This window comes from Pseudomonas sp. LAIL14HWK12:I7 (genome assembly GCF_000483465.1).
Classification (GTDB): Bacteria; Pseudomonadota; Gammaproteobacteria; order Pseudomonadales; family Pseudomonadaceae; genus Aquipseudomonas; species Aquipseudomonas kermanshahensis.
The window spans coordinates 185,824-205,972 of sequence record NZ_AXYZ01000009.1; the positions used below are offsets into that span (position 1 = coordinate 185,824).

Annotated in this window: 17 protein-coding genes; 8 read left to right on the top strand and 9 right to left on the bottom strand. The window is 63.7% G+C overall.

Going from position 1 to position 20,149, the window contains the following annotated elements; all coding sequences use genetic code 11:
• Window positions 1–111 precede the first annotated feature (111 nt).
• Window positions 112–795, top strand: a complete 684-nt coding sequence (gene recO / locus D886_RS0111915) for a DNA repair protein RecO (protein WP_027594150.1) — start codon at window positions 112–114, stop codon at window positions 793–795.
• 61 nt (window positions 796–856) lie between these two features.
• Entirely contained in the window at window positions 857–1,579 is a 723-nt protein-coding gene (gene pdxJ, locus D886_RS0111920; protein ID WP_371097686.1) for a pyridoxine 5'-phosphate synthase, read from the top strand.
• 127 nt (window positions 1,580–1,706) lie between these two features.
• Here the strand turns inward: pdxJ and D886_RS0111925 are convergent, their stop codons facing one another.
• Together D886_RS0111925 and D886_RS0111930 are read right to left on the bottom strand one after the other, a co-directional pair.
• Window positions 1,707–3,089: a heavy metal sensor histidine kinase gene (locus D886_RS0111925; RefSeq protein ID WP_027594152.1), complete on the bottom strand. Its 1,383-nt coding sequence runs from the start codon at window positions 3,087–3,089 to the stop codon at window positions 1,707–1,709.
• On the bottom strand, window positions 3,086–3,760 hold the full coding sequence (locus D886_RS0111930) for a heavy metal response regulator transcription factor (RefSeq protein WP_027594153.1): 675 nt from the start codon (window positions 3,758–3,760) through the stop codon (window positions 3,086–3,088). The genes D886_RS0111925 and D886_RS0111930 overlap by 4 nt, the downstream gene beginning before the upstream one ends.
• A gap of 238 nt (window positions 3,761–3,998) precedes the next feature.
• On the opposite strand from D886_RS0111930, the gene D886_RS0111935 reads away from it, so the two are divergent.
• From D886_RS0111935 to D886_RS27450, 4 genes are all read left to right on the top strand, one after another.
• Complete coding sequence (locus D886_RS0111935; RefSeq protein WP_027594154.1) at window positions 3,999–4,202, top strand: hypothetical protein; 204 nt, start codon at window positions 3,999–4,001, stop codon at window positions 4,200–4,202.
• Between the two features lie 401 nt (window positions 4,203–4,603).
• The gene (locus tag D886_RS0111940) at window positions 4,604–5,767 is read left to right on the top strand and encodes an alpha-xenorhabdolysin family binary toxin subunit A (protein WP_027594155.1); all 1,164 of its coding nucleotides are present in this window, start codon (window positions 4,604–4,606) and stop codon (window positions 5,765–5,767) included.
• Window positions 5,768–5,780: 13 nt separating this feature from the next.
• The gene (locus D886_RS0111945; RefSeq protein ID WP_027594156.1) at window positions 5,781–6,776 is read left to right on the top strand and encodes an alpha-xenorhabdolysin family binary toxin subunit B; all 996 of its coding nucleotides are present in this window, start codon (window positions 5,781–5,783) and stop codon (window positions 6,774–6,776) included.
• 70 nt (window positions 6,777–6,846) lie between these two features.
• Window positions 6,847–7,992 (top strand): alpha-xenorhabdolysin family binary toxin subunit A, encoded by a 1,146-nt coding sequence (locus D886_RS27450; RefSeq protein ID WP_155951418.1) that lies wholly within the window; start codon window positions 6,847–6,849, stop codon window positions 7,990–7,992.
• A 3-nt stretch (window positions 7,993–7,995) separates the two neighbouring features.
• On the opposite strand, the gene cmoB is transcribed toward D886_RS27450, so the two are convergent.
• The 7 genes from cmoB to D886_RS0111990 form a co-directional block, all read right to left on the bottom strand.
• Window positions 7,996–8,952, bottom strand: a complete 957-nt coding sequence (cmoB, locus tag D886_RS0111960; RefSeq protein WP_027594158.1) for a tRNA 5-methoxyuridine(34)/uridine 5-oxyacetic acid(34) synthase CmoB — start codon at window positions 8,950–8,952, stop codon at window positions 7,996–7,998.
• On the bottom strand, window positions 8,949–9,692 hold the full coding sequence (cmoA, locus tag D886_RS0111965) for a carboxy-S-adenosyl-L-methionine synthase CmoA (RefSeq protein WP_027594159.1): 744 nt from the start codon (window positions 9,690–9,692) through the stop codon (window positions 8,949–8,951). The genes cmoB and cmoA overlap by 4 nt, the downstream gene beginning before the upstream one ends.
• 132 nt (window positions 9,693–9,824) lie before the next feature.
• Window positions 9,825–10,217, bottom strand: coding sequence for a protease inhibitor I42 family protein (locus D886_RS0111970; RefSeq protein ID WP_027594160.1), 393 nt, complete (start codon window positions 10,215–10,217; stop codon window positions 9,825–9,827).
• Between the two features lie 108 nt (window positions 10,218–10,325).
• Entirely contained in the window at window positions 10,326–12,746 is a 2,421-nt protein-coding gene (lon, locus tag D886_RS0111975) for an endopeptidase La (protein ID WP_027594161.1), read from the bottom strand.
• Window positions 12,747–12,893: 147 nt separating this feature from the next.
• Window positions 12,894–15,305 carry a glucose/quinate/shikimate family membrane-bound PQQ-dependent dehydrogenase gene (locus tag D886_RS0111980; RefSeq protein WP_027594162.1) on the bottom strand — a complete coding sequence of 804 codons (2,412 nt, stop codon included), beginning with the start codon at window positions 15,303–15,305 and terminating at the stop codon, window positions 12,894–12,896.
• 31 nt (window positions 15,306–15,336) lie between these two features.
• A complete protein-coding gene (locus D886_RS0111985) occupies window positions 15,337–16,671 on the bottom strand; it encodes a carbohydrate porin (protein ID WP_027594163.1) in 1,335 nt (444 codons plus the stop codon).
• A gap of 320 nt (window positions 16,672–16,991) precedes the next feature.
• On the bottom strand, window positions 16,992–19,043 hold the full coding sequence (locus D886_RS0111990) for a TonB-dependent receptor (RefSeq protein WP_027594164.1): 2,052 nt from the start codon (window positions 19,041–19,043) through the stop codon (window positions 16,992–16,994).
• A gap of 164 nt (window positions 19,044–19,207) precedes the next feature.
• On the opposite strand from D886_RS0111990, the gene D886_RS0111995 reads away from it, so the two are divergent.
• Entirely contained in the window at window positions 19,208–19,429 is a 222-nt protein-coding gene (locus D886_RS0111995; RefSeq protein ID WP_027594165.1) for a VF530 family DNA-binding protein, read from the top strand.
• A gap of 1 nt (window position 19,430) precedes the next feature.
• Window positions 19,431–20,072: a Pr6Pr family membrane protein gene (locus D886_RS0112000; RefSeq protein ID WP_027594166.1), complete on the top strand. Its 642-nt coding sequence runs from the start codon at window positions 19,431–19,433 to the stop codon at window positions 20,070–20,072.
• Window positions 20,073–20,149 lie beyond the last annotated feature (77 nt).

The following is a 20,149-nucleotide window of genomic DNA, read 5'->3' on the forward strand; positions in this document are numbered from 1 at the left end:
CGCCGGCAAGCCGGCTCCCACACAACCGCAGCGCTACCGAGCCCTGTAGGAGCCGGCTTGCCGGCGATGGGCCGCATAGCGGCCCGATTGGCCTTGGGACAAGTGATTGCCATGGAACAACCTGTCGGCCAGCCGGCCTATGTGCTGCACAGTCGTGCCTACAAGGAAACCAGCGCACTGGTGGACTTCCTCACGCCGCAAGGCCGTGTGCGGGCCGTGTTGCGCCGTGCGCGGGGCAAAGGTGGCAGCCTGGTGCGGCCGTTCGTGCCGCTGGAAGTGGAGCTGCGCGGGCGCGGCGAGCTGAAGAATGTCGGCCGCCTGGAGACACTTGGCATCGCCGCCTGGTTGCACGGCGATGCGCTGTTCAGCGGGTTGTACCTCAACGAGCTGCTCATGCGTTTGCTGCCCGCCGAAGCCCCTCACCCTGCGCTGTTCGAGCACTACACCCTGACATTGCAGGCGCTTGCCGCCGGGCGCCCCCTGGAGCCGTTGTTGCGTTCTTTCGAATGGCGCCTGCTGGACGAGCTCGGTTATGCGTTTTCGTTGCAGCATGACGTGAACGACTTGCCGATCGCCGCCGATGGCCGCTACCGCTTGCGCGTGGATGCCGGGCTTGAGCGGGTCGAGTTGCTGCAGCCCGGGTTGTTCCTGGGGGGCGAGCTGTTGGCCCTGGCGCAAGCCGACTGGGAAGCCCCGGGGGCGCTGCTCGCAGCCAAGCGGTTGATGCGTCAGGCACTGGCCGTTCACCTGGGTGCCAAACCCCTGGTCAGCCGGGAACTGTTTCGCAAGCGCTGATCACGTCGTATGCTGTGGGGCTCAATCTTCAGGAGAGCCTTTCGTGACTCACAGCAACCGCATGCTTCTCGGCGTAAATATCGACCACGTGGCGACACTGCGCCAGGCCCGGGGCACGCGTTACCCTGATCCGGTCAAGGCTGCCCTGGATGCCGAAGAGGCGGGTGCCGACGGCATCACCGTGCACCTGCGCGAAGACCGCCGGCACATTCAGGAGCGTGATGTGGTGGTGCTCAAGGATGTACTGCAGACCCGCATGAACTTCGAAATGGGCGTCACCGAAGAGATGATGGCCTTCGCCGAGAAGATCCGCCCGGCGCACATCTGCCTGGTGCCCGAGACCCGTCAGGAGCTGACCACCGAAGGCGGCCTGGACGTGGCGGGGCAAGAGGCACGGATCAAGGCAGCAGTCGAGCGCCTGGCCCGCACCGGTGCCGAAGTGTCGCTGTTCATCGACGCCGACGAGCGGCAGATCGAAGCGTCGCATCGCGTAGGCGCGCCGGCCATCGAGCTGCACACCGGCCGTTACGCCGATGCACAGACGCCGACTGAAGTCGCTGAAGAGCTCAAGCGCATTGCGGACGGTGTTGCGTTCGGGGTGGGCCAAGGGCTGATCGTCAATGCCGGGCATGGCCTGCATTACCACAACGTCGAGTCAGTCGCGGCGATCAAGGGTATCAATGAGCTGAACATCGGCCACGCGTTGGTGGCCCATGCGCTGTTCGTCGGCTTCAAGGCTGCGGTGGCGGAGATGAAGGCGTTGATCGTGGCGGCTTCGCGCTGATCGCAGGTTGACGGAACTGGCCTCATCGCCGGCAAGCCAGCTCCCACAGGTACAGCGCTAGCCTTGAAGCCTACGCAGTTCATGTGGGAGCCGGCTTGCCGGCGATAAGGCCGTTACCAGCAGCCGGTCACTCGGCTCTGAACACCAGGGTAAACCGGGTCGGCCCTGCCGGGCTGCTCATCACCTCGACCCGCCCACCATGCAACTGCATGATCGACTTCACGATCGCCAGCCCCAACCCGGTGCCCCCCTCAAGCCGAGAGCGCCCGGCGCCCACGCGATAGAAACGCTCGAACAACTGCGGCTGATGCTCTGCGCCAATCCCTACGCCCTCATTTTCCACCCAGACCCTGACATCGCTTGCGTGGCGCTCGATACCGAGGTCGATGCGCGTGCCTACCGGCGCATGCCGAATGGCATTGCTCAACAGGTTCGACAACGCACGCTGGAACATCAGCCGATCACCCAAGGCCGTGCCCCAGCCCTGAAGGTGAAGCTCGATGTCCTTGAGCTCCGCGCTGATGGCAAACAGCTCCACCACCTGTGCAGCCTCATCGGCAAGCGCCAGGGGCTTGAGCGCCACCTGCGCCTGAGGCTGGCTAACCTGGGCGAGAAACAGCATGTCGTTGATGATGCGGTTGAGCCGGGTGAGCTCTTCGATGCTGTCCTCCAGCACTTCCCGGTAGTTGGCGTTGTCGCGCTCGCGGCTGAGGGTGACCTGGGCCTTGCCCATCAGGTTGCTTAGCGGCGTGCGTAACTCATGGGCAAGGTCGTCGGAAAACTGCGACAACTGTTGCACGCCTTGGTCGAGCCGGTCGAGCATCACGTTGATGGCCCTGGCCAGCTCGCCCAGCTCTTGTGGCAGGCCAGTGTCGGGCAGGCGGTGGCTGAGGTCCTGGGCCGAAACCTGGCCGGCCACCCGGCGAAAATGGCGCAAGGGTTTCAGGCTGCGTTGCACCAGCTTCCAGGCGCCGATGCCGATCAGTATCAACAGCAAGGGCAGGGCGATCAGGGTCGAGTGCAGGTAGGCCTGGAGCAGGGCGTTGTCGTCGGCGCGGTCGAGCGTCATCATCACCCGTACTGGTGTTTCGTCGCGCAAGCGCATCTGGCGTGTCGCGGTCAGCATTTGGTTACCGCGGCTGTCGTGCCATTCGTGAAACGTCAGCCGGGCGCCGGTCGCCAGCGCGCCCACGCTCGACTCCAGGGCTGGGCCTAGGCTGAGCAGGTGCGGGTGGCGGCCCTCGAGCGCGAGCACGCTGAGGCTGAGGTTGTCGTGCCCCATGACCAGGTCGAGCAGGGGGTGGGCGCGGCTGCCCAGGTCCTCGCTGCGCAGGTCGACACGCAGGTTATGTTCCACCTGCAACATCTTGCGCGCGAGGTCCTTGCGCGCGCGGCTGTCGAGCTCGTGATCGAGCGCCAACACCGCCAGGCAGGCCAGCAGCAGCACCAGCAGGGCGCCCAGCAGGGTCACGCTCAGGCCTAGGCGCAACGACAGGCTGGCAGTCTTCAATGGCGCGCCTCGAGCACATAGCCGACGCCGCGCAGGGTATGGATCAGCTTGTCTTCGAAGGGGTCGTCGATCTTCGCCCGCAGGCGCCGGATGGAAACCTCGACCACATTGGTGTCACAGTCGAAATTCATGTCCCAGACCAGCGAGATGATTTGCGTGCGCGACAGCACTTCGCCGCTCTGGCGCATTAGCAGGTGCAGCAGGGAAAACTCCTTGGCGGTCAGGTCGATGCGCTTGGCGCCGCGCCAGGCCCGATGCCGGCCTGGGTCGAGTTCGAGGTCGGCGACCCGCAGGGTGGTGGGTTGCAGCGGCTGCTCATTGCGCCGCAGCAGGCTGCGGATGCGCGCCAGCAGCTCGGGGAATTCGAACGGCTTGAGCAGGTAGTCATCGGCGCCCAAGTCGAGGCCCTTGACCCGGTCTGCCAGGCGACCGTGGGCGGTGAGCATCATGATCCGCGTGGCGGATTCGGCGCGCAGCCGCTGGAGCACGCTCCAGCCGTCCAGCTCGGGCAAATTGACGTCGAGGATCACCAGGTCGTAGGCCTGTTGACGGGCCAGGTGCAGGCCGTCGATGCCGGTGTGGGCGCAGTCGACCACGTAGCCGTTCTCACGCAGCCCCTGCTGCAGGTAATCGGCGGTGCGCAGTTCGTCCTCGATGATCAGTAGACGCATGGTAGGGCTCGGTTGAATGAAAGACGGCGATTCTCGGCCCTGTAGTGGGAACAGGGTCAAGCGCCGGAATGTTACGCCATGCGGGCCCGCGCATCGCTGGATAACAGATTTGTAATCATGTCGCCATGTGCCGGACAGCTGCCGCCCAGCTTGCAGGACTGTAATGTCCGCCTCACCTTGGTGTTAGCTGGCGTGCCCCAGGATGGCCTCATCTGAACCACTCGATGAGGTAACCCTGATGAACCTGACTCGGTATGTATTGTGGGTGCTACTGGCGCTGGGCAGCACCAGCGCGCTGGCGGAGGGCGGCGCAGAACGCTCGCGGCAGTTCTGGGAGGCGTTCCGCGAAGACCAGCAACGCCTGCATGGCCAGCCGGACCAGGCGCTGGCGGAACGCCAGCGCAAAACCCAGCAAGCCACCGAAAAACTGGTCAAAGACTAATACCAGTCAGTTAAGCGTCATCGGCTGTAATTGGGGCTGCTGTGCAGCCCATCGCAGCGGTTCGGCGCCCCGACAAGCCAGCTCCTACAGGTGAGCGAGATTCACAATAACTACGCTATTCCTGTAGGAGCTGGCTTGCCTGCGATGGACCGCGCAGCGGTCCCCTAAGCCCTAACTGACTGGCATTAGGCCAGGGACTGACTTCGACCTCCGCCTTTGCGTGCTCCCGCAACGACGGTTCGTTTGGCGCCCCAGGTGGGCGCCTGTTTTACGTGTGCCAGGCGCAACGCCCGGTGCACCGCTGCAAATGGCGGAAAAACTGCCCGCTGCTGTGCCTCCTGTCGCTGCCTTAGCGTGGTCGGACCAAGCCTTCCCAGGGCTTGACTCGAGGAGACACGACCATGAGTACACAAACGGCTGAGTACGATCAGCTACAGGCGGATGCGGCAAAGACACCGGCCAAGCTGATCCAGGCCATGGCCGAGCGCGATGGTGAGGATGAAGGCGGGCTGACCCTCAGCCGCGAGCACATCATCACCCTCAATCGGTATGTCAATTTTGTCTTCGGCCTGCCGTCGACCCCCGACAACCTGCAGCGCTGGCTGGGCTACACGCAGATCGACGAACCCGAACTGGCCCCCGCCGGCATGACCACGCTGTTCGATGCGTTGCGTGGCCATGCGCGCAGTTGGGGGCCGCTTTCCGACAGCAACAAGAAGCTCGCCAGCGAACTGGCCTCCACGGCCGCGTCGATCAACGCTGCCGGGGAAACAATCGTCGATGAGTGCCGGCAGATTCGCGCGTTGGGCTCCGACATCAAGGCGTGGGACAAGGTCGTGCTGGGTACACCGGTGAAACTGGACCGTGCCGACCAGCGGGCGGTTTCGTCGCTGGTCGATTACCTGCAGATCCTTCAGGAGGATGTGCAGCGCTACGCGGTGCGGGTCGCCACCGTGCGCGGCGAAACCGAGACGTTCCGCGATGCCGCGCGCTTCAAGCTGATCCCGGCGGTGAAACAGAAGGGGCAAGCGGTCGAGCGCACCAAGGGTGATGGTGAGGTGGAGCGCCTGCGCGTGAAGCTCAAGGAGCTGGACGACGAGATCGGTGCCTTGAGCAAAGAGTATGACCAGTACGTCAAGCAGGCGCTCAGCGGCCTGGCCGCAGGGCCGATCGGCGCGGTGATCACCGGCGGCATCTACGGGAGCAAGGCCGAGAAGGTTCGCAAGGAGCGCAAGCGTCGCCAGGCAGAGCGGCGTGCTACCAGTGAGCAACTGCGCGTACGGGTGAATTTGGAAGGCCGCATGGAAGAGATGGCGACCTTCGTCGACGAGCTCGATACCCGCTTGCAGGACGTGGTGACTGCGGCGTCCCACCTGCAGACCGCCTGGGAAATCGTCGGTGCGTACATCGACGCGTCGATCGGCAAGCTCGAACAGATCTCCGACAACCGCGCCTTGGCCAGGTTTGTCATTTATTTCCGGCAGTTCCTGGCGCAGTGGAACCAGATCGAAAAGACCTCCCTGCAACTGACCCGCATTTTCGACGACGCCGCTTCGGCCCACTAACAGGTGAATGACCATGAACGACAATATCAGTGTGCTGCATACCCGCGCCAATCCGCCTGAATTGGGCAATGTATTTGCTGCAACGCAAAGCTTCACCGAAGCCTGGCAGCGCGGCGAGTTGAAATTTCAGCCGGTGATCCACGAGTCGCTGGAGCGCCACATGAAGCTGTTCATCAACTGCGCCGAGGTGATGGCGCGCAACGCCCAGCGCGTTGTCGCGGAGATCTCCAACGATCCACTGCGCGATATCCTCGACGCCCTGGAGGATGGCGACGATGAGGAGGTGCTGGCAATTGCTGGAGAAGTCGCCAACACGGTGAAGTCTCTGCTGGACACCCAGGTGGCCCACCTGGGCAAGGAACAGCAGGCGCTGGCCACCCTGGCAGCGCTGGCGTGGGCCCGCGACGAACAGCGGCTGCTCAAGCAACAGCAGGATCAGGCCAACCTGCACACCCAGGTAAGCGCCGAGCATGATCGCGAGAAGCACAACCAGTCGGCGATCGAGCAGGCCATTGCCACCCTGGAGGCCCAGGGCTTGCAGACCCGCTTCGGCGGTGTCGTACCTTCGGCGCAAGACCTGGCCAAACTGGCCGTGCCTGGCGCTGAAGCCGCAGCGATAGCCGACGCCATGAACACGGCGGTGGAGCAGCTGCAAACCCTGCTCGGCGATGTCGTCGAAGGCATGCGCTACGCCCAGTTGCAGCAAGAACGGCGGGCTGCCCGCGAGCGGGTGGCGAACCTGGCGCGGCAAGTGCGCGAACTCGATCAGCGTCAGCAGGTGGTGAGCGCGCAACTGGCGGCACTGCTAACGATGCCGCGTTTGCACGAGCAACGCTCCGAGTGGGACGCCGGCATCAATGTCGTGCGCCAGGCCCTGGCCAACTTCGCGCCGCGAATAGGCACTGCGGCCCCCAGCAACGTTGCGCAGGTGCAAGCCCTGGACGACACCTTCAAGCAACTGCTGGCCTATCAGCGACAACTGCTCGAGCAGCACCGTCGCGGGCTGTAACGGCTTAGGCCGACCGTGCTCATCGGGCGCGGTCGGCTGCGCCATATCCAAGTGGATAAGAGTCGAAACAATGAATCCCCGGACATTGAGTTTCCAAGAGCAGCAACAAAAGGCGATTGTCCTGCCTGGCGCCTTGATTGGCGCCATGGACGACCGTGACGGACAGGGCCGGGCGGGCCTGATCCTGACCCGTGAATCACGCCAGACCCTCAGCGACTACAGCCAGCGCATGCTGGCGCTGCCGGGCGATCGCACGCAGACCTTGCGCTGGCTTGGCTACACCAGCATTGCCGAGCCAGAGTTGACGCCTGAGCGTATGCTCGCCATGTTCAAGCGGTTGCGCACGCACGGGCAAAGCTGGAGCCATCTGGAGCGCAGCACTCAGGCGGTCACCCTTCAGCTCGATGCGCACGCCAGCCAGGTCGAGGCTTGCGGTGCCGAGGTCGTGCAACTGGTCGCGCGCACACGTGCGCTGGGGCCCAATCGACCTTCGTGGGACAGCCTGCGCGAGGCGCCCGATGTAACGCTCGATGAGCATGACCGCACGTTGATCAGTTCGATGGCTGACCGGCTGATGAGCTTGCATGCGCTGATCGACGATTTCGACCTGCAGCTCGATCAAGTGCGGATAGGCTTCGAGCGCTTTCGCGACGAGGCGCGTTTCAAGCTACGCCCGGAAGTGGTGGAGAAGTGCCGAGCGGCAGCGCGCTTTTCACAGGCGCCGGATGGCGAAAACCTGGCCTGGGAGCTGGCCAGCCTGGATGAGGACATCAAGGCGGTGCGCAGTGAGTACGAGCGTTACTCCAGGCAATCCTCGCTCGGCTGGATCGGTGGCCCCTTCGGCGCGTTGATCGGCAATTCGATCTATGGCTCCAAAGCCAAGTCAGCGCGCGCCGAACTCCGCCGCCTGGAGCATCGGCGCAGCGCCGTCAGCCAGCAGTTGAGCGAGTTTCGTCGGGTGGAGGGGCGCGTACAGAAGCTGTACTCCAACATGGGCCAGCTGGAGCTCGACCTGTGGGATGTGGTGCTTGCGGCGGGTCACCTGCACACGGCCTGGCAAACCATCGAGGCGTACCTGGAAAGCGCGGCAGGCCACTTGGGCAAGATGAACACCCGCCAGCAACTGGCGGTGTTCATTTACTACTTCAGGCAGTTTCTCGCCCAGTGGGCAGGGATACGCGAACATTCCCGGGAGATGGCGAAGGTCTTCAACTAGGCGCTACTTGCGCGCCACGATCGTTGCGCGCCGTGGCGCGGGCAGGCCTTCGACGGTCAGGCTTTGGTCATTGGGGTCGAGGAAGTCGCTCAGCGACTGGTAGCGCATCCAGTCAGTGCTGCGCTGTTCTTCGATGCTGGTGACGCTGACATCGACGCAGCGTACATCGCTGAAACCGGCACGGCGCAACCAGCGCTCCAGAGCGGGTACCGAGGGCAGGTACCAGACGTTGCGCATTTGTGCGTAGCGGTCTTCTGGGACCAGCACCTGTTGCTCGTCGCCTTCGACCACCAGCGTCTCCAGCACCAGCTCGCCGCCTTTGACCAGGCAATCCTTGAGCGCCAGCAGGTGCTCTATGGGGGAGCGGCGGTGGTAGAACACGCCCATGGAGAACACCGTGTCGAAGCCTTCAAGGTTGGCCGGCAAATCTTCCAGGGCGAACGGCAAGTGCCAGGCTGGCAGCTCGGGCAAGTACTGCTGCACGGCCTGGAACTGGCAGAAGAACAGCCAGTTGGGGTCGACCCCGACCACCATATCGGCACCGGCACCGAGCATGCGCCATTGGTAATAACCGTTGCCGCAGCCGACATCGAGCACGCGCTTGCCCTTGAGGTCCAGGTGCGGGCTGACCCGCGACCACTTCCAGTCCGAGCGCCATTCGGTGTCCACGTGCACGCCGAACAGGTCGAACGGCCCTTTGCGCCAGGGCGACAAGCCCATCAGCGCCTCACGCATTTGCGCGCGGGTGGCGTCGTCGCAGTCGCAATCCAGGCGCAATCCGTTGACCAGGTCGATTTCGCTGGGTTGCAGGGCGGGAAGCGCATCCAGCGCGCCGCGCCAGCGATCGAGGTCGCCGTGGCCTTTTTCCAGCTTGGCTTCCAGTTGCGCTTGCAGGCCTTGCGACCAGGAAGCCAGGGGGGTGCCCGCCAGGCGGAGGACCAGAGGAGACAGATCGATCATGGCAGGGCTATCAACGAGGCGAAGTTGAGGCATTGGAACCACGGCACGACCTTGGAGAAACCCGCAGCGCGCAGGCGCGCCTTGTGCGCATCCAGGGTGTCGGGCTTCATCACGTTCTCGATGGCACTGCGCTTCTGGGCAATTTCCAGTTCGCTGTAGCCGTTGGCCCGTTTGAAGTCCAGGTGCAGTTCATTCAGCAGGTTTTGCTCGTCATCGTCGGCGAAACGCAGTTTTTCCGAGAGGATCAGCGCGCCGCCCGGCAGCAGGGCCTGGCGGATACGGCCGAGCAACTCAAGGCGTTGGTCGGGTGCGATGAATTGCAGGGTGAAGTTCATCGCCACTACCGAGGCCGGCTCGAAGGGCAGGGCGAGGATGTCGGCTTCCAGCACGTTGACCGGCAGCAGCTCCTGGAACATCGAGTCCTGCGCGGTGAGGTACTGGCGGCAGCGCTCGACCATCGCAGCGGAGTTGTCCACGGCGATGACTCGGCAACCGTCGCTGCGTACATGACGGCGCAACGACTGGGTGACAGCGCCCAGTGAGGCACCCAGGTCGTACAGCGTACTGTTCGGCTGGGCGAAGCGTGCGGCCAGCACGCCGAGGTTTTCGACGATGGTCGGGTAGCCTGGCACCGAACGCTTGATCATGTCCGGGAACACGCGCACCACGTCTTCGTTGAAGGCGAAGTCGGGTACCTGCTCCAGAGGTTGGGCGAAGAGGCGGTCGGGTTGTTTGCTCACTGCGGGCTCGATACGGGGTGAAACGGAGACGCATTTTAGCCAAAGGCGGAGCATCTTGCCATGGCAGTGCTTCGGGGCCATTGCACGTACCAGCAGGCAGTCAAGGTTGCCAGCGACAGGCGTTAAGCGCGGTCAGCGGACGATGACCTTGCACTCGAAGCTCTGCACCGGTGCTACTTCAGCCTCCCAAGGGCGTTGATACACCAGCACCAGTTGGGCTTCTCCAGCACTGCTGGCAAGGTAGCGCCAGGTGGAGGAGCCGGCACTGCCGACCACGTCGGTGTCATCGGGGGCACTGTAGACCTCGGGGCCGAGGCTTTTCAGGATGCTCGCGGCAGGGTTCTCAATGCGCCAGCGGTAGCCGGTTGAGGGGTTTCCTGGAAGGGTCAGGGTCAGTGCCTGGCCCACCTTCAGACGCTGGGGGCATTCGCTTTCGGCGTCCAGTTCGACGGTTTGCAGGGGGTGCTGGGCGCAGGCTGCAAGCAGGGTAAGGCTCAGAGGAACGAGCAGACGAGGGGCGGTCATGTTGGCTCCGTAGGCTGGCGATGACCTGAGGATAACCGAAGCACGTGCAAATTTGTGCCACCGGTACAGGCCTGTTCACGGCGAATGCCGCAAACAGGCCAGGACTGATCAGAACAGCACTTTGGCCACGTCGGCAAAGCGCTTGGCAAAATGCACCGTCAGCCCTTCACGCAGGTAGTCTGGCAATTCTTCGAAGTCGCCGCGGTTGGCCTCGGGCAGGATCAGCTCGAAGATCTTCTGCCGCTTGGCGGCAATCACCTTCTCACGCACCCCGCCAATGGGCAGCACCTGGCCGGTCAGGGTCAGTTCACCGGTCATGGCCACGCCCTTTTTCGGCGCCTGGTCCCGCGCCAGTGACAGCAGCGCGCTGGCCATGGTCACCCCCGCGCTTGGGCCATCCTTGGGCGTAGCACCCTCGGGCACGTGCAGGTGGATGAACGCCTCGTTGAAGTAGCCTGGGTCACCGCCAAATTGTTTGAGGTTGGAGCTGACGTAGCTATAAGCGATCTCGGCGGACTCTTTCATCACATCCCCTAGTTTGCCGGTCAGCTTGAAGCCGCGGCTGAGGGTATGAATGCGGGTGGCCTCGATCGGCAGCGTGGCGCCGCCCATGCTGGTCCAAGCCAAACCCGTTATCACGCCTTTGCCGGCCAGCACCTGCTCGCTGCGGAATACCGGCATGCCGAGCGCGGCCTCCAGGTCTTTGCTGCCAATCTTGAGCTTGGCATCCGGGTCCTCCAGCAACTTGACCACGGCTTTGCGCACCAGTTTGCCCAGTTGCTTCTCCAACTGCCGCACGCCGGCCTCACGGGCATAGCCCTCGATCACGGTGCGCAGCGCGCTGTCAGTGATGCTCAGGCTGGTCTTGGCCACGCCGGCCTTGTCCAGCTGCTTGGGCCACAGGTGGCGCTTGGCGATGGCCAGCTTTTCTTCGGTGATGTAGCCGGAGAGGCGGATCACTTCCATGCGGTCGAGCAACGGCCCGGGGATCGAGTCGAGCGTGTTGGCGGTGCAGACGAACAGCACCTTGGACAGGTCCAGGCGCAGGTCCAGGTAGTGGTCGAGGAAGTCGACGTTCTGCTCGGGGTCGAGGGTTTCCAGCAGCGCGGAAGCCGGGTCACCCTGGTAGCTCTGGCCCATCTTGTCGATTTCGTCGAGCATGATCACCGGGTTCATCACTTCGACGTCTTTCAGCGCCTGCACCAGCTTGCCCGGTTGGGCGCCGATGTAGGTGCGGCGGTGGCCCTTGATTTCCGCTTCGTCGCGCATGCCGCCGACGCTGAAGCGGTAGAACGGCCTGCCGAGCGATTCGGCAATGGACTTGCCAATACTGGTCTTGCCCACACCTGGCGGGCCCACCAGCAGCACGATCGAGCCGCTGATCTCGCCTTTCCAGGCGCCCACGGCGAGGAATTCGAGGATGCGTTCCTTGATGTCATCAAGGCCGGCGTGGTGCTGGTCGAGCACCTTGCGCGCGTGCTTGAGGTCGAGCTTGTCTTTGCCGTAAACGCCCCACGGCAGGGCGGTGGCCCAGTCGAGGTAGTTGCGGGTCACGGCGTATTCCGGCGAGCCGGTCTCGAGGATCGCCAGCTTGCCCATTTCTTCGTCGATGCGCTTCTGCGCCTGGGCGGGCAAGGTCTTGCCCTCAAGGCGCTGCTCGAACTGTTCGAGGTCGGCGCTGCGGTCGTCCTTGGTCAGGCCCAGCTCCTGCTGGATGACCTTGAGCTGCTCCTTGAGGAAGAACTCGCGCTGGTGCTCGCCGATCTGGCGGTTGACCTCGGCCGAGATCTCGTTCTGCAGGCGCGCCACCTCGACCTCTTTGCGCAGCATCGGCAGGACCTTTTCCATGCGTTTGAGCATGGGCACGCAGTCGAGCACTTCCTGCAACTGGCTGCCGGTGGCCGACGTAAGGGCCGCGGCAAAATCGGTCAGCGGTGACGGGTCGTTGGGGCTGAAGCGGTTGAGGTAGTTTTTCAGCTCTTCGCTGTACAGCGGGTTGAGCGGCAGCAGCTCTTTGATCGCATTGATCAGCGCCATGCCGTAGGCCTTGACCTCGTCGGTAGGCTCGGTGGGTTGGCGCGGGTATTCCACCTCGACCAGGTAGGGCGGGCGATGGTGCTTGAGCCAGGTCCGGATGCGCACCCGGGTCAGGCCCTGGGCCACGAACTGCAGCTTGCCGTTCTCACGGCTGGCGTGGTGCACCTTGACCAGGGTGCCGTACTCCGGCAGGGCGGAGGTGTCGAAATGGCGGTGGTCTTCGGGCGGGGTGTCCATGAAGAACAGCGCCAGGCAGTGGTCGGGTGACTTGGCGACCAGGTCGAGGGTTTCTGCCCAGGGCTCTTCGTTGACGATCACGGGCAACACTTGTGCCGGGAAGAACGGGCGGTTGTGAATCGGGATCACATAGACCTTGTCCGGCAGTTGCTGGCCGGGCAGGGCGAGGGCGTGGCCGGGTGTGGCCTGGGTATCGGCGTGCTCGACTTCGCTGTGTTCGTCGGGGTGTTCGGGGAAATCCTGCTGGTTGCTCATGGGGCACCTGCGTGAATGACTATGGTGCTTAGATGGGGCGCGGGGGGATGGGTTTCAAGCTTTGCGTTAGAAGGTGCAAGCTGCAAAAAAAAACGGGGCCCTGCAGGCCCCGCTTTCTCTTGTGGCTTGTAGCTTGCCGCTAGAAGCTTAGTCGGCGAGTTTGTAAGCGATGATGTAATCACCCATCTTGGTGCCCAGCGAGCCGTGGCCGCCAGCGGTCACCAGCACGTACTGCTTGCCGTCCTTGCCGCTGTAGGTCATCGGCGTGGCCTGGCCACCGGCCGGCAGGCGGGCTTTCCACAGCTCTTTACCGTTGTTGGTGTCGTAGGCACGCAGGTACTGGTCCAGGGTGCCGCTGAGGAAGCCGACGCCGCCTGCGGTAACAATCGAACCGCCCATGCTCGGCACGCCTACCGGCAGGCCGATTGGCACAGGTGTGCTGTCGCGGGTGGTGCCGTTCTTGTGCTTCCACACGACTTTGTTGGTGAACAGGTCGATGGCCGCCACATAGCCCCAGGCAGGCGCCTGGCACGGTACGCCCAGCGGCGACATGAACGGGTGCATGGTCACCGCGTACGGTGCGCCGGTGTTGGGCTGCACGCCGCTGGTCTCGCTTTCGCGCTTGCTGCCGGCGGCCACTTGCTCGCGCGGCACCATCTTCGACACGAAGGCCATGTAGTTGGGCGAGGTGAACAGCAACTGGCGTACCGGGTCGACCGACACGCTGCCCCAGTTGAACACGCCGACGTTACCTGGGTAGATCAGCGAACCCTGCTCGGACGGCGGGGTGTACTGGCCTTCGTAACGCAGTTCGCGGAACTGGATGCGGCACAGCATCTGGTCGAACGGTGTGGCGCCCCACATGGCCTGTTCGGTCAACTCAGGGCCGAGCAGGTTGAGGTCGGAGCGGGCCTGGGTCGGCGAGGTGTGGTCACCTTTCACGGCGCCTTGCGGGGTCGGGATTTCACGGATCGGCACGATCGGCGTGCCGTCGCGGCGGTCCAGCACATACAGGCTGCCCTGCTTGGTCGGCACGATGATCGCCGGCTTCACGCCATCGGCGGTCTTCAGGTGGACCAGGGTTGGCTGGCTGCCGACGTCCATGTCCCACAGGTCGTGGTGGGTGAACTGGTAGTTCCAGCGGGCCTTGCCGGTGGTCAGGTCGAGGGCGACAACACCTGCGCTGTACTTTTCCGCGCCGGGCGTGCGGTCGGCGCCCCATTGGTCTGGGGTCTGGTTGCCCAGCGGCAGGTAGATCATGCCGAGGTCTTCATCGACGCTGGCGATCGACCACATGTTTGCCGAGTTGCGGCTGTAGGTCTTGCCGGGTGCCAGAGGCTTGGTGTCGTCCGGGTTGTTGCTGTCCCAGTTCCACACCAGGTGGCCGTCGTGCACGTCGTAGGCGCGGATGACGCCGGAGGGCTCGTTGGTCGACTCGTTGTCGGTGACATGGCCGCCGATGATCACCAGATCACGGGTGATCGCCGCCGGCGAAGTGGAGTAGTAGCCGCCGGCGGTGAACGGGCCGATGCCGGTGGTCAGGTCGATCACGCCCTGGTTGGCGAAGCCTTCGCAGACCTTGCCGTTGTCGGCGTTGATGGCGATCAGGCGGGCGTCGGCGGTAGGCAGGTACAGGCGGCGCGGGCAGGCCTGGGCGACGGCTTGGCCTGCATCGGTGATTTTCGGTGCTGGGCTGCCATCACGGCTGACGTAGTTGTTCTCGTCATAGTACGAGACGCCGCGGCAGGTCATGTGGGCGAAGCCCTTGAAGGTCCCGACCGGGCTCTTGACCTGCGGGTCGTAGCGCCAGATTTCGGCGCCGGTGTCCGGGTCCAGGGCCAGCAGCTTGCTGTGCGCGGTGCAGGCGTAGAGCATGCCGTTGACCTTCAGCGGGGTGTTCTGGTTGGTCAGCTCCACCGGGTCGTTGTCGGTCGGCAGGTCGCCGGTACGGATGCGCCAGGCTTCTTCCAGGCGGTAGGCGTTCTGCGGGGTGATCTGGCGCAGCGGCGAATAGCGGTCACCATGCTCGGTGCGGCCGTAGGCCTGCCATTCGCCGTCGGGCATGGCTGGCGCGGCGCTGGCCATCTCACTGCTCTCGCGGCCCAGTTCGCCGAACACTTCACCCGGGTGGGTGAATTGGCTGCCCAGGGCGCAGGCACCGGAGGCGACCACAGCGACGCTGAGCAGCGCGGTATTGGCCTTGGCGGCCGGGCCGATCAGTGGGCGACGTGCCCAAGGCAGCAGCAGGACCACGCCAATGGCGAACCAGATGGCCAGGCGCGGCACCAGTTGCCACCAGTCCAGGCCCACTTCCAGCAATGCCCAGGCGGTGCTGCCGAGCAGCACCAGGCCGTACAGCCCGAGGGCGATGCGGCGCTGGGCCAGCAGCAGGATACCGGACAGGGCAAAGCCGATGCCGGCGATCAGGTAATACAGCGACCCCCCCAGCTGGCTCAGCTTGATGCCGCCAGCCAGCAGGGCCAGACCCATCAGCAACAGCAGCACGCCCAGAAGGCGCGGTAGCCAGCGGGTTCCATTCTTGGCACCGTCAGTGCTCATCGTAGGTTCTCCGTTATGTCAAAAAGTTGATTCAGAAAGTGCTTTGGATCTTCAGGCCGCCGATCAGCGCATCGTCAACCTGCGACACCCCGCCCGGGTGGCGGATGTACTGCAGGTTGGGGCGCACTGTGAGCCAGTCGGCCAAGTGAATGCCGTAGTACAGCTCGGCGCTGTACTCCGTGTCCTGCACGGGCAGGAAGCCAGGGTTGTCGTAGTCGTCGAGGCCGGCGGCCTGGTTGGCCAGGCGGGCGTTCTTGCGGTAGGCCGGGTTGACGTGCACGCGGGCGAGGGCGAAGCCGATGTCGTCCTTGGCGCGGGCATCGAAGGGCCCTTTGTATACCAGTCCTGCCTGAACATAGTTGTCGATGGCATTGGTCTTCTTGTCGTGCAAGGTGGCGTTGGCGAACAGGCTCAGGCCACGCGACTGGTCGGACGCCAGCGAGGTGACCTGCTGCTGGGCGCCGAGCCACATGCCGTGCTTGCTCGAACGGCTGCGGTAGGCGGCGCCACTGAGCGCAGCCGGCTGGCCGTTGCTGTCGTCGAGCACATCGTGTGCCTTGGCATTACTGTAGTAGTAGCCGGCGCGATATTCCCCTTTCAGGCCATTGACCTGTGGGCTCCACACCAGTTCGACCGGCAGGATGGCGCCCTGGGTGCCGCTGCCACTGAGCTTGAAACCGTTGCCCGATTCCAGGTTGGAAGGGTTTTGCTCGTACACGCCGACTTGGGCATAGAGTGCGTCGGTGAGGTTGTAGCGCACGCGCAGGGCCCATTGGCTGACGGGCCAGTTGTACCAGATGCTGCCAACCCAGTTGCCTACCTGCGAGCCGCAGAAGGCCAGGTTCTGGAAGTCGCAGGGGAAGCTGTTGAAGTCTTCGCCTTCGCCGAAACGGCCGAATTTGACGTCCAGTGCGCCGTCAAAGTACTTCTGTTTGACCCACAGTTGCGTGAGCCGCCAGGTTTCACCGCGGCCCCAGACTTCCTGGGCAGAGGTGAAGCCGCCGACACGCGGGTCGTTGATGCGGTCGTTGCTGATGTTGTCGCCGTGGCGCTCGGTGAGGGTCAGCTGAAATTCGGTGTCGTTCCAGCCAAGGATCTTTTCCAGGTCCAGGTGGCTACCGAAGGTGAACTGGTCGCTATAGCGCGCGGTACGGTCGTGGTCGAAGCCGCCGTGCAGGTTGCTGCCCATTTCGCCGGTATAGCCGAGGGTGAAGTCGTAACCTTTTGCCAGTAATTCACTGCGGGTGCCGCCCCAATCGCCCAGCATCCACGGGGAATCGCTGGCGAACATTTCGCTGGCGCTGGCAGGGGTTGCACAGGCGGTGAGGGCAAGGCCGATGAAACAGGTTTTGGGCAGCTGGAACATGAGATAGCGCTATCTTTTGATTATTGAACAAACGACAAGGGCATCGAAGGGCGGGCCCTTCAATGGAGTAGACAACAAGGTGGAGTCGATGAAGCGATTCAGCTTGCGGCGGGGAGGATATAGGGGAAGTTGTAAGAAAAAAAGACAAATTGTCGCAGTTGATTGTTGTCGATCCGGTAACAGTGCCGTTTGTAGGAGCAGCCTTGTGCTACGAAGAGGCCGGTGAAATCAGTGAAGATTTGCTGTGTTAGCTCAGGCCTCTTCGCAGCACAAGGCTGCTCCTACACGCGAATGGGGGCGCAGGGCGCCCCGATGGCAGCTCAAAACGTCGTACGCAGCCCCACTTCCACACTGCGCCCTGGCGCTGGCGCAATATCCCGCAGAATCGAACTGGCATAGCGCACCGTCTGATCCGTCAGGTTTTCACCCCGCACGAAGGCCAGCCACTCGCTTTGCCCGATGTCGAAGCGATAGCCAACACTCGCGCCCAGCGTGGTGTAGCCATCGGTGCTGGTTTCGTTGGCCGGTGTGCGATGTTGCGACGCGGCATGCTGCACATCGACCCGCGCCTGCCAGCGGTCCAGCGCCCAGACCAGACCGCTGTTCAACCGCAGCGGTGCGATTCGTGGCAATGGCTCGCCACTGTCGAGGTTCTTGGCCCGGGTGTAGTCGCCCGACAGCTCCAGCGCGAAGCTGCCATAGCGGTTCTCGACCAGTTGCCAGCGGTCTTGCGCCTCGATGCCATAGAAGCGCGCCCGCACGCCCTGATACTGGTATTCCGGGAAGCCGTCATGGTCGTGATCATGATCGTGGTCATGCTCGTCCTCGCCATGGTCGTGGTCATGGCCCTCACGCAGGTTGCCTGTGCCGATCAGGCCAATGTAGTTGCGAAAGTGGCTGTAGAAGACCCCGACGCTGCCTTTGTGGGTGCCGTTGTCGAAGCGCAGGGCCAAGTCGCCGGAAATGGCCTTTTCCTTGTTCAGGCTGGCATCGCCCACCTCGTAAGCCCCGGTGGCCACATGCGCACCGTTGGCATACAGCTCATAGAAGGTTGGGGCGCGCTCGGTGTAGCCAAGGTTGGCGGCCAGTGCCCAGACCGGGTCGAGCTGGTACACCGCCCCGGAAGACAGGCTGAAGGCATTGAAACTGCTGGCGCTGTCGGCCGCTGCAAAGGTCTCGTTGCCCTTGGCATCCGGGTCGACGCGGGTGTGCTCCAAACGCGCGCCCAGGCTCAAGTTCAGGCGCTCGGTGGCCTGCCATTGCTCAAGCATGAACAGCGCCAGGCTGTCGGTATCGGTATGCGGGACGAACGCTTCCTCCCCCAGTGCCGAGAACTCGTTACGGCTGACCTGGGCACCGATCACCCCTTCAACCGGCCCGAGTGGCTGATGGCGCGCCTCGATGCGTGCCTCGTAGCCCTTGTTCTTGAAGGTGGTGTGCACCTCGCCTTCTTCGATTTCGCTGTGCGCGTAGTCGGTATAGCCGGCATCGACCTTGACCGAGCTGAACGGGCCTTCGAGGTCACGCAGTTCAGAGGCGAATGCGTAGTGGTCTTGCTGCATGTCCAAGCGTACGCCGGGTTCGGCCACCGAGCCGTAGTTGCTGTCGTAGCGGCTGTAGGACAGGCCGGCATAGCCATGGTCCCACTGGTAAGAGCCGCCGACGGCGCCCCCGTCCTGACGCCCGTCGCTGTTCTCCAGGCGGTGTTTGCTGCCCGGCTCGTCGGCGTCACGCACCTTAGAGCTGCGCGCGTAACCAGGGATGCGCAAATCGTTGAACTGGCGGCTGTTGGCGTCCAGGTGCAGGGCGAAGGCGCCGTTGCCGGCTTCCAGTTTACCGGCGCTGCTGCGGGTGGTGTCGGCGCCGCCATAACGCAGCTCACCCGCCCCGTGGATGCCTTCGATCGGCGCATCGGGGATGCGGTTATCGAAGGTATTGACCACACCGCCAATGGCATTGCCGCCGTAGAGCAGGGCAGCGGGCCCGCGGACGATTTCGACCCGCTCCACGGTCACCGGGTCGAGCGGTACGGCGTGATCGTAGGACAGCGACGAGGCATCCAGTGCACCGACGCCGTTGCGCAGGATGCGGATGCGGTCGCCGTCCAGGCCGCGGATTACCGGGCGGCTGGCGCCAGGGCCGAACCAGGTAGAGGCGACGCCTGGCTGTTTGTTCAGGGTTTCACCGAGGCTGCCGTGTTGCTGTTGCAGCAGGTTGTCACCTTCGAGGACCGTGCTCGGGGCGGCCAGTTGGCGATTGCCCAGCGGGTTGGCAGTGATGACCTGGAGTTCGAGTTCAACGGCCTGGCTGGGTGATGAGGCCAGCCACAGCGCGACGGCGAGGGGGGAGAGGCGGAGCGGGATGTACAGCATGGGGATGGGGCGTTCCTTGGCAGAGGCTTTTGTATTGTTACTATATAACATTTCTATTTCAGCATAAGGCTTTCGCCTCTGGCCAGCGGTTTTTCAAGCGACCTGAGTCCCCTGGCCACTACACTCGTGTAAGGTGCGCACCTTTCCCACGCTGGAGCACTGGCATGAGCACGGCCCAACACAACGCGCTGCACGGCAAGACCCTGGAGCAGATCCTCACCGAACTGGTGGCTCACTACGAATGGCAGGGCCTTGCCGAGCGCGTCGATGTGCGTTGCTTCAAGAGCAACCCGACCATCAAGTCGAGCCTGACCTTCTTGCGCAAGACGCCCTGGGCGCGGGAGAAGGTCGAACAGCTGTACGTGAAGCTGCAGCGCAAGGCCTGAGGTGCGGCGCCATCCGTGGCTGAGCCTGGCCGCCGTGCTCGGTTGGTTCGGCCTAGCGGTGCAGGTCTATCTGGTGCTGTTGGCGCGCTGGCAGGAGCAGGCCAGCCTGATTGGCGGCCTGGTCAACGTCTTTGGTTATTTCACCGTGCTGACCAACACCCTGGTAGCAACGGTTTTGAGCTATGCCGCGTTTGGCCGGGAGGGCAGCGCCAGGCGCTTCTTTATGTTGCCCTCGGTCAGCTCCGCCGTGGCGGCCAGCATCGTGCTGGTGGCGTTGGCCTACAGCGTGCTGCTGCGCCACTTGTGGCAACCCGAGGGCTGGCAATGGCTGGCAGACGAGTTGCTGCATGATGTGATGCCGGCGTTGTTCGTTCTGTACTGGTGGTTCGCGGTGCCCAAGGGCCATTTGCGGCTGTGGCACCTGGCGGGCTGGGCGCTGTACCCGGCGGGGTACTTTGCCTATGCGCTGTGGCGGGGCAGTGAGATTGGCGTGTATGCCTACCCCTTCATCGATGTGGCGAGCCTCGGGTATGGGCGGGTGATGCTCAATGCCCTCGGGGTGTTGGCGGGGTTCTGGGGTATCGGGCTGGTGTTGCTGGGGTTGGACCGCTGGCGCGGCCGGCAGTTGGCCGTCAGCGTGTAGGAGCAGCCTTGTGCTGCGAAGAGGCCAGTGGCATCACTGAAGAACTGGGGTGATGCTACTGGCCTCTTCGCAGCACA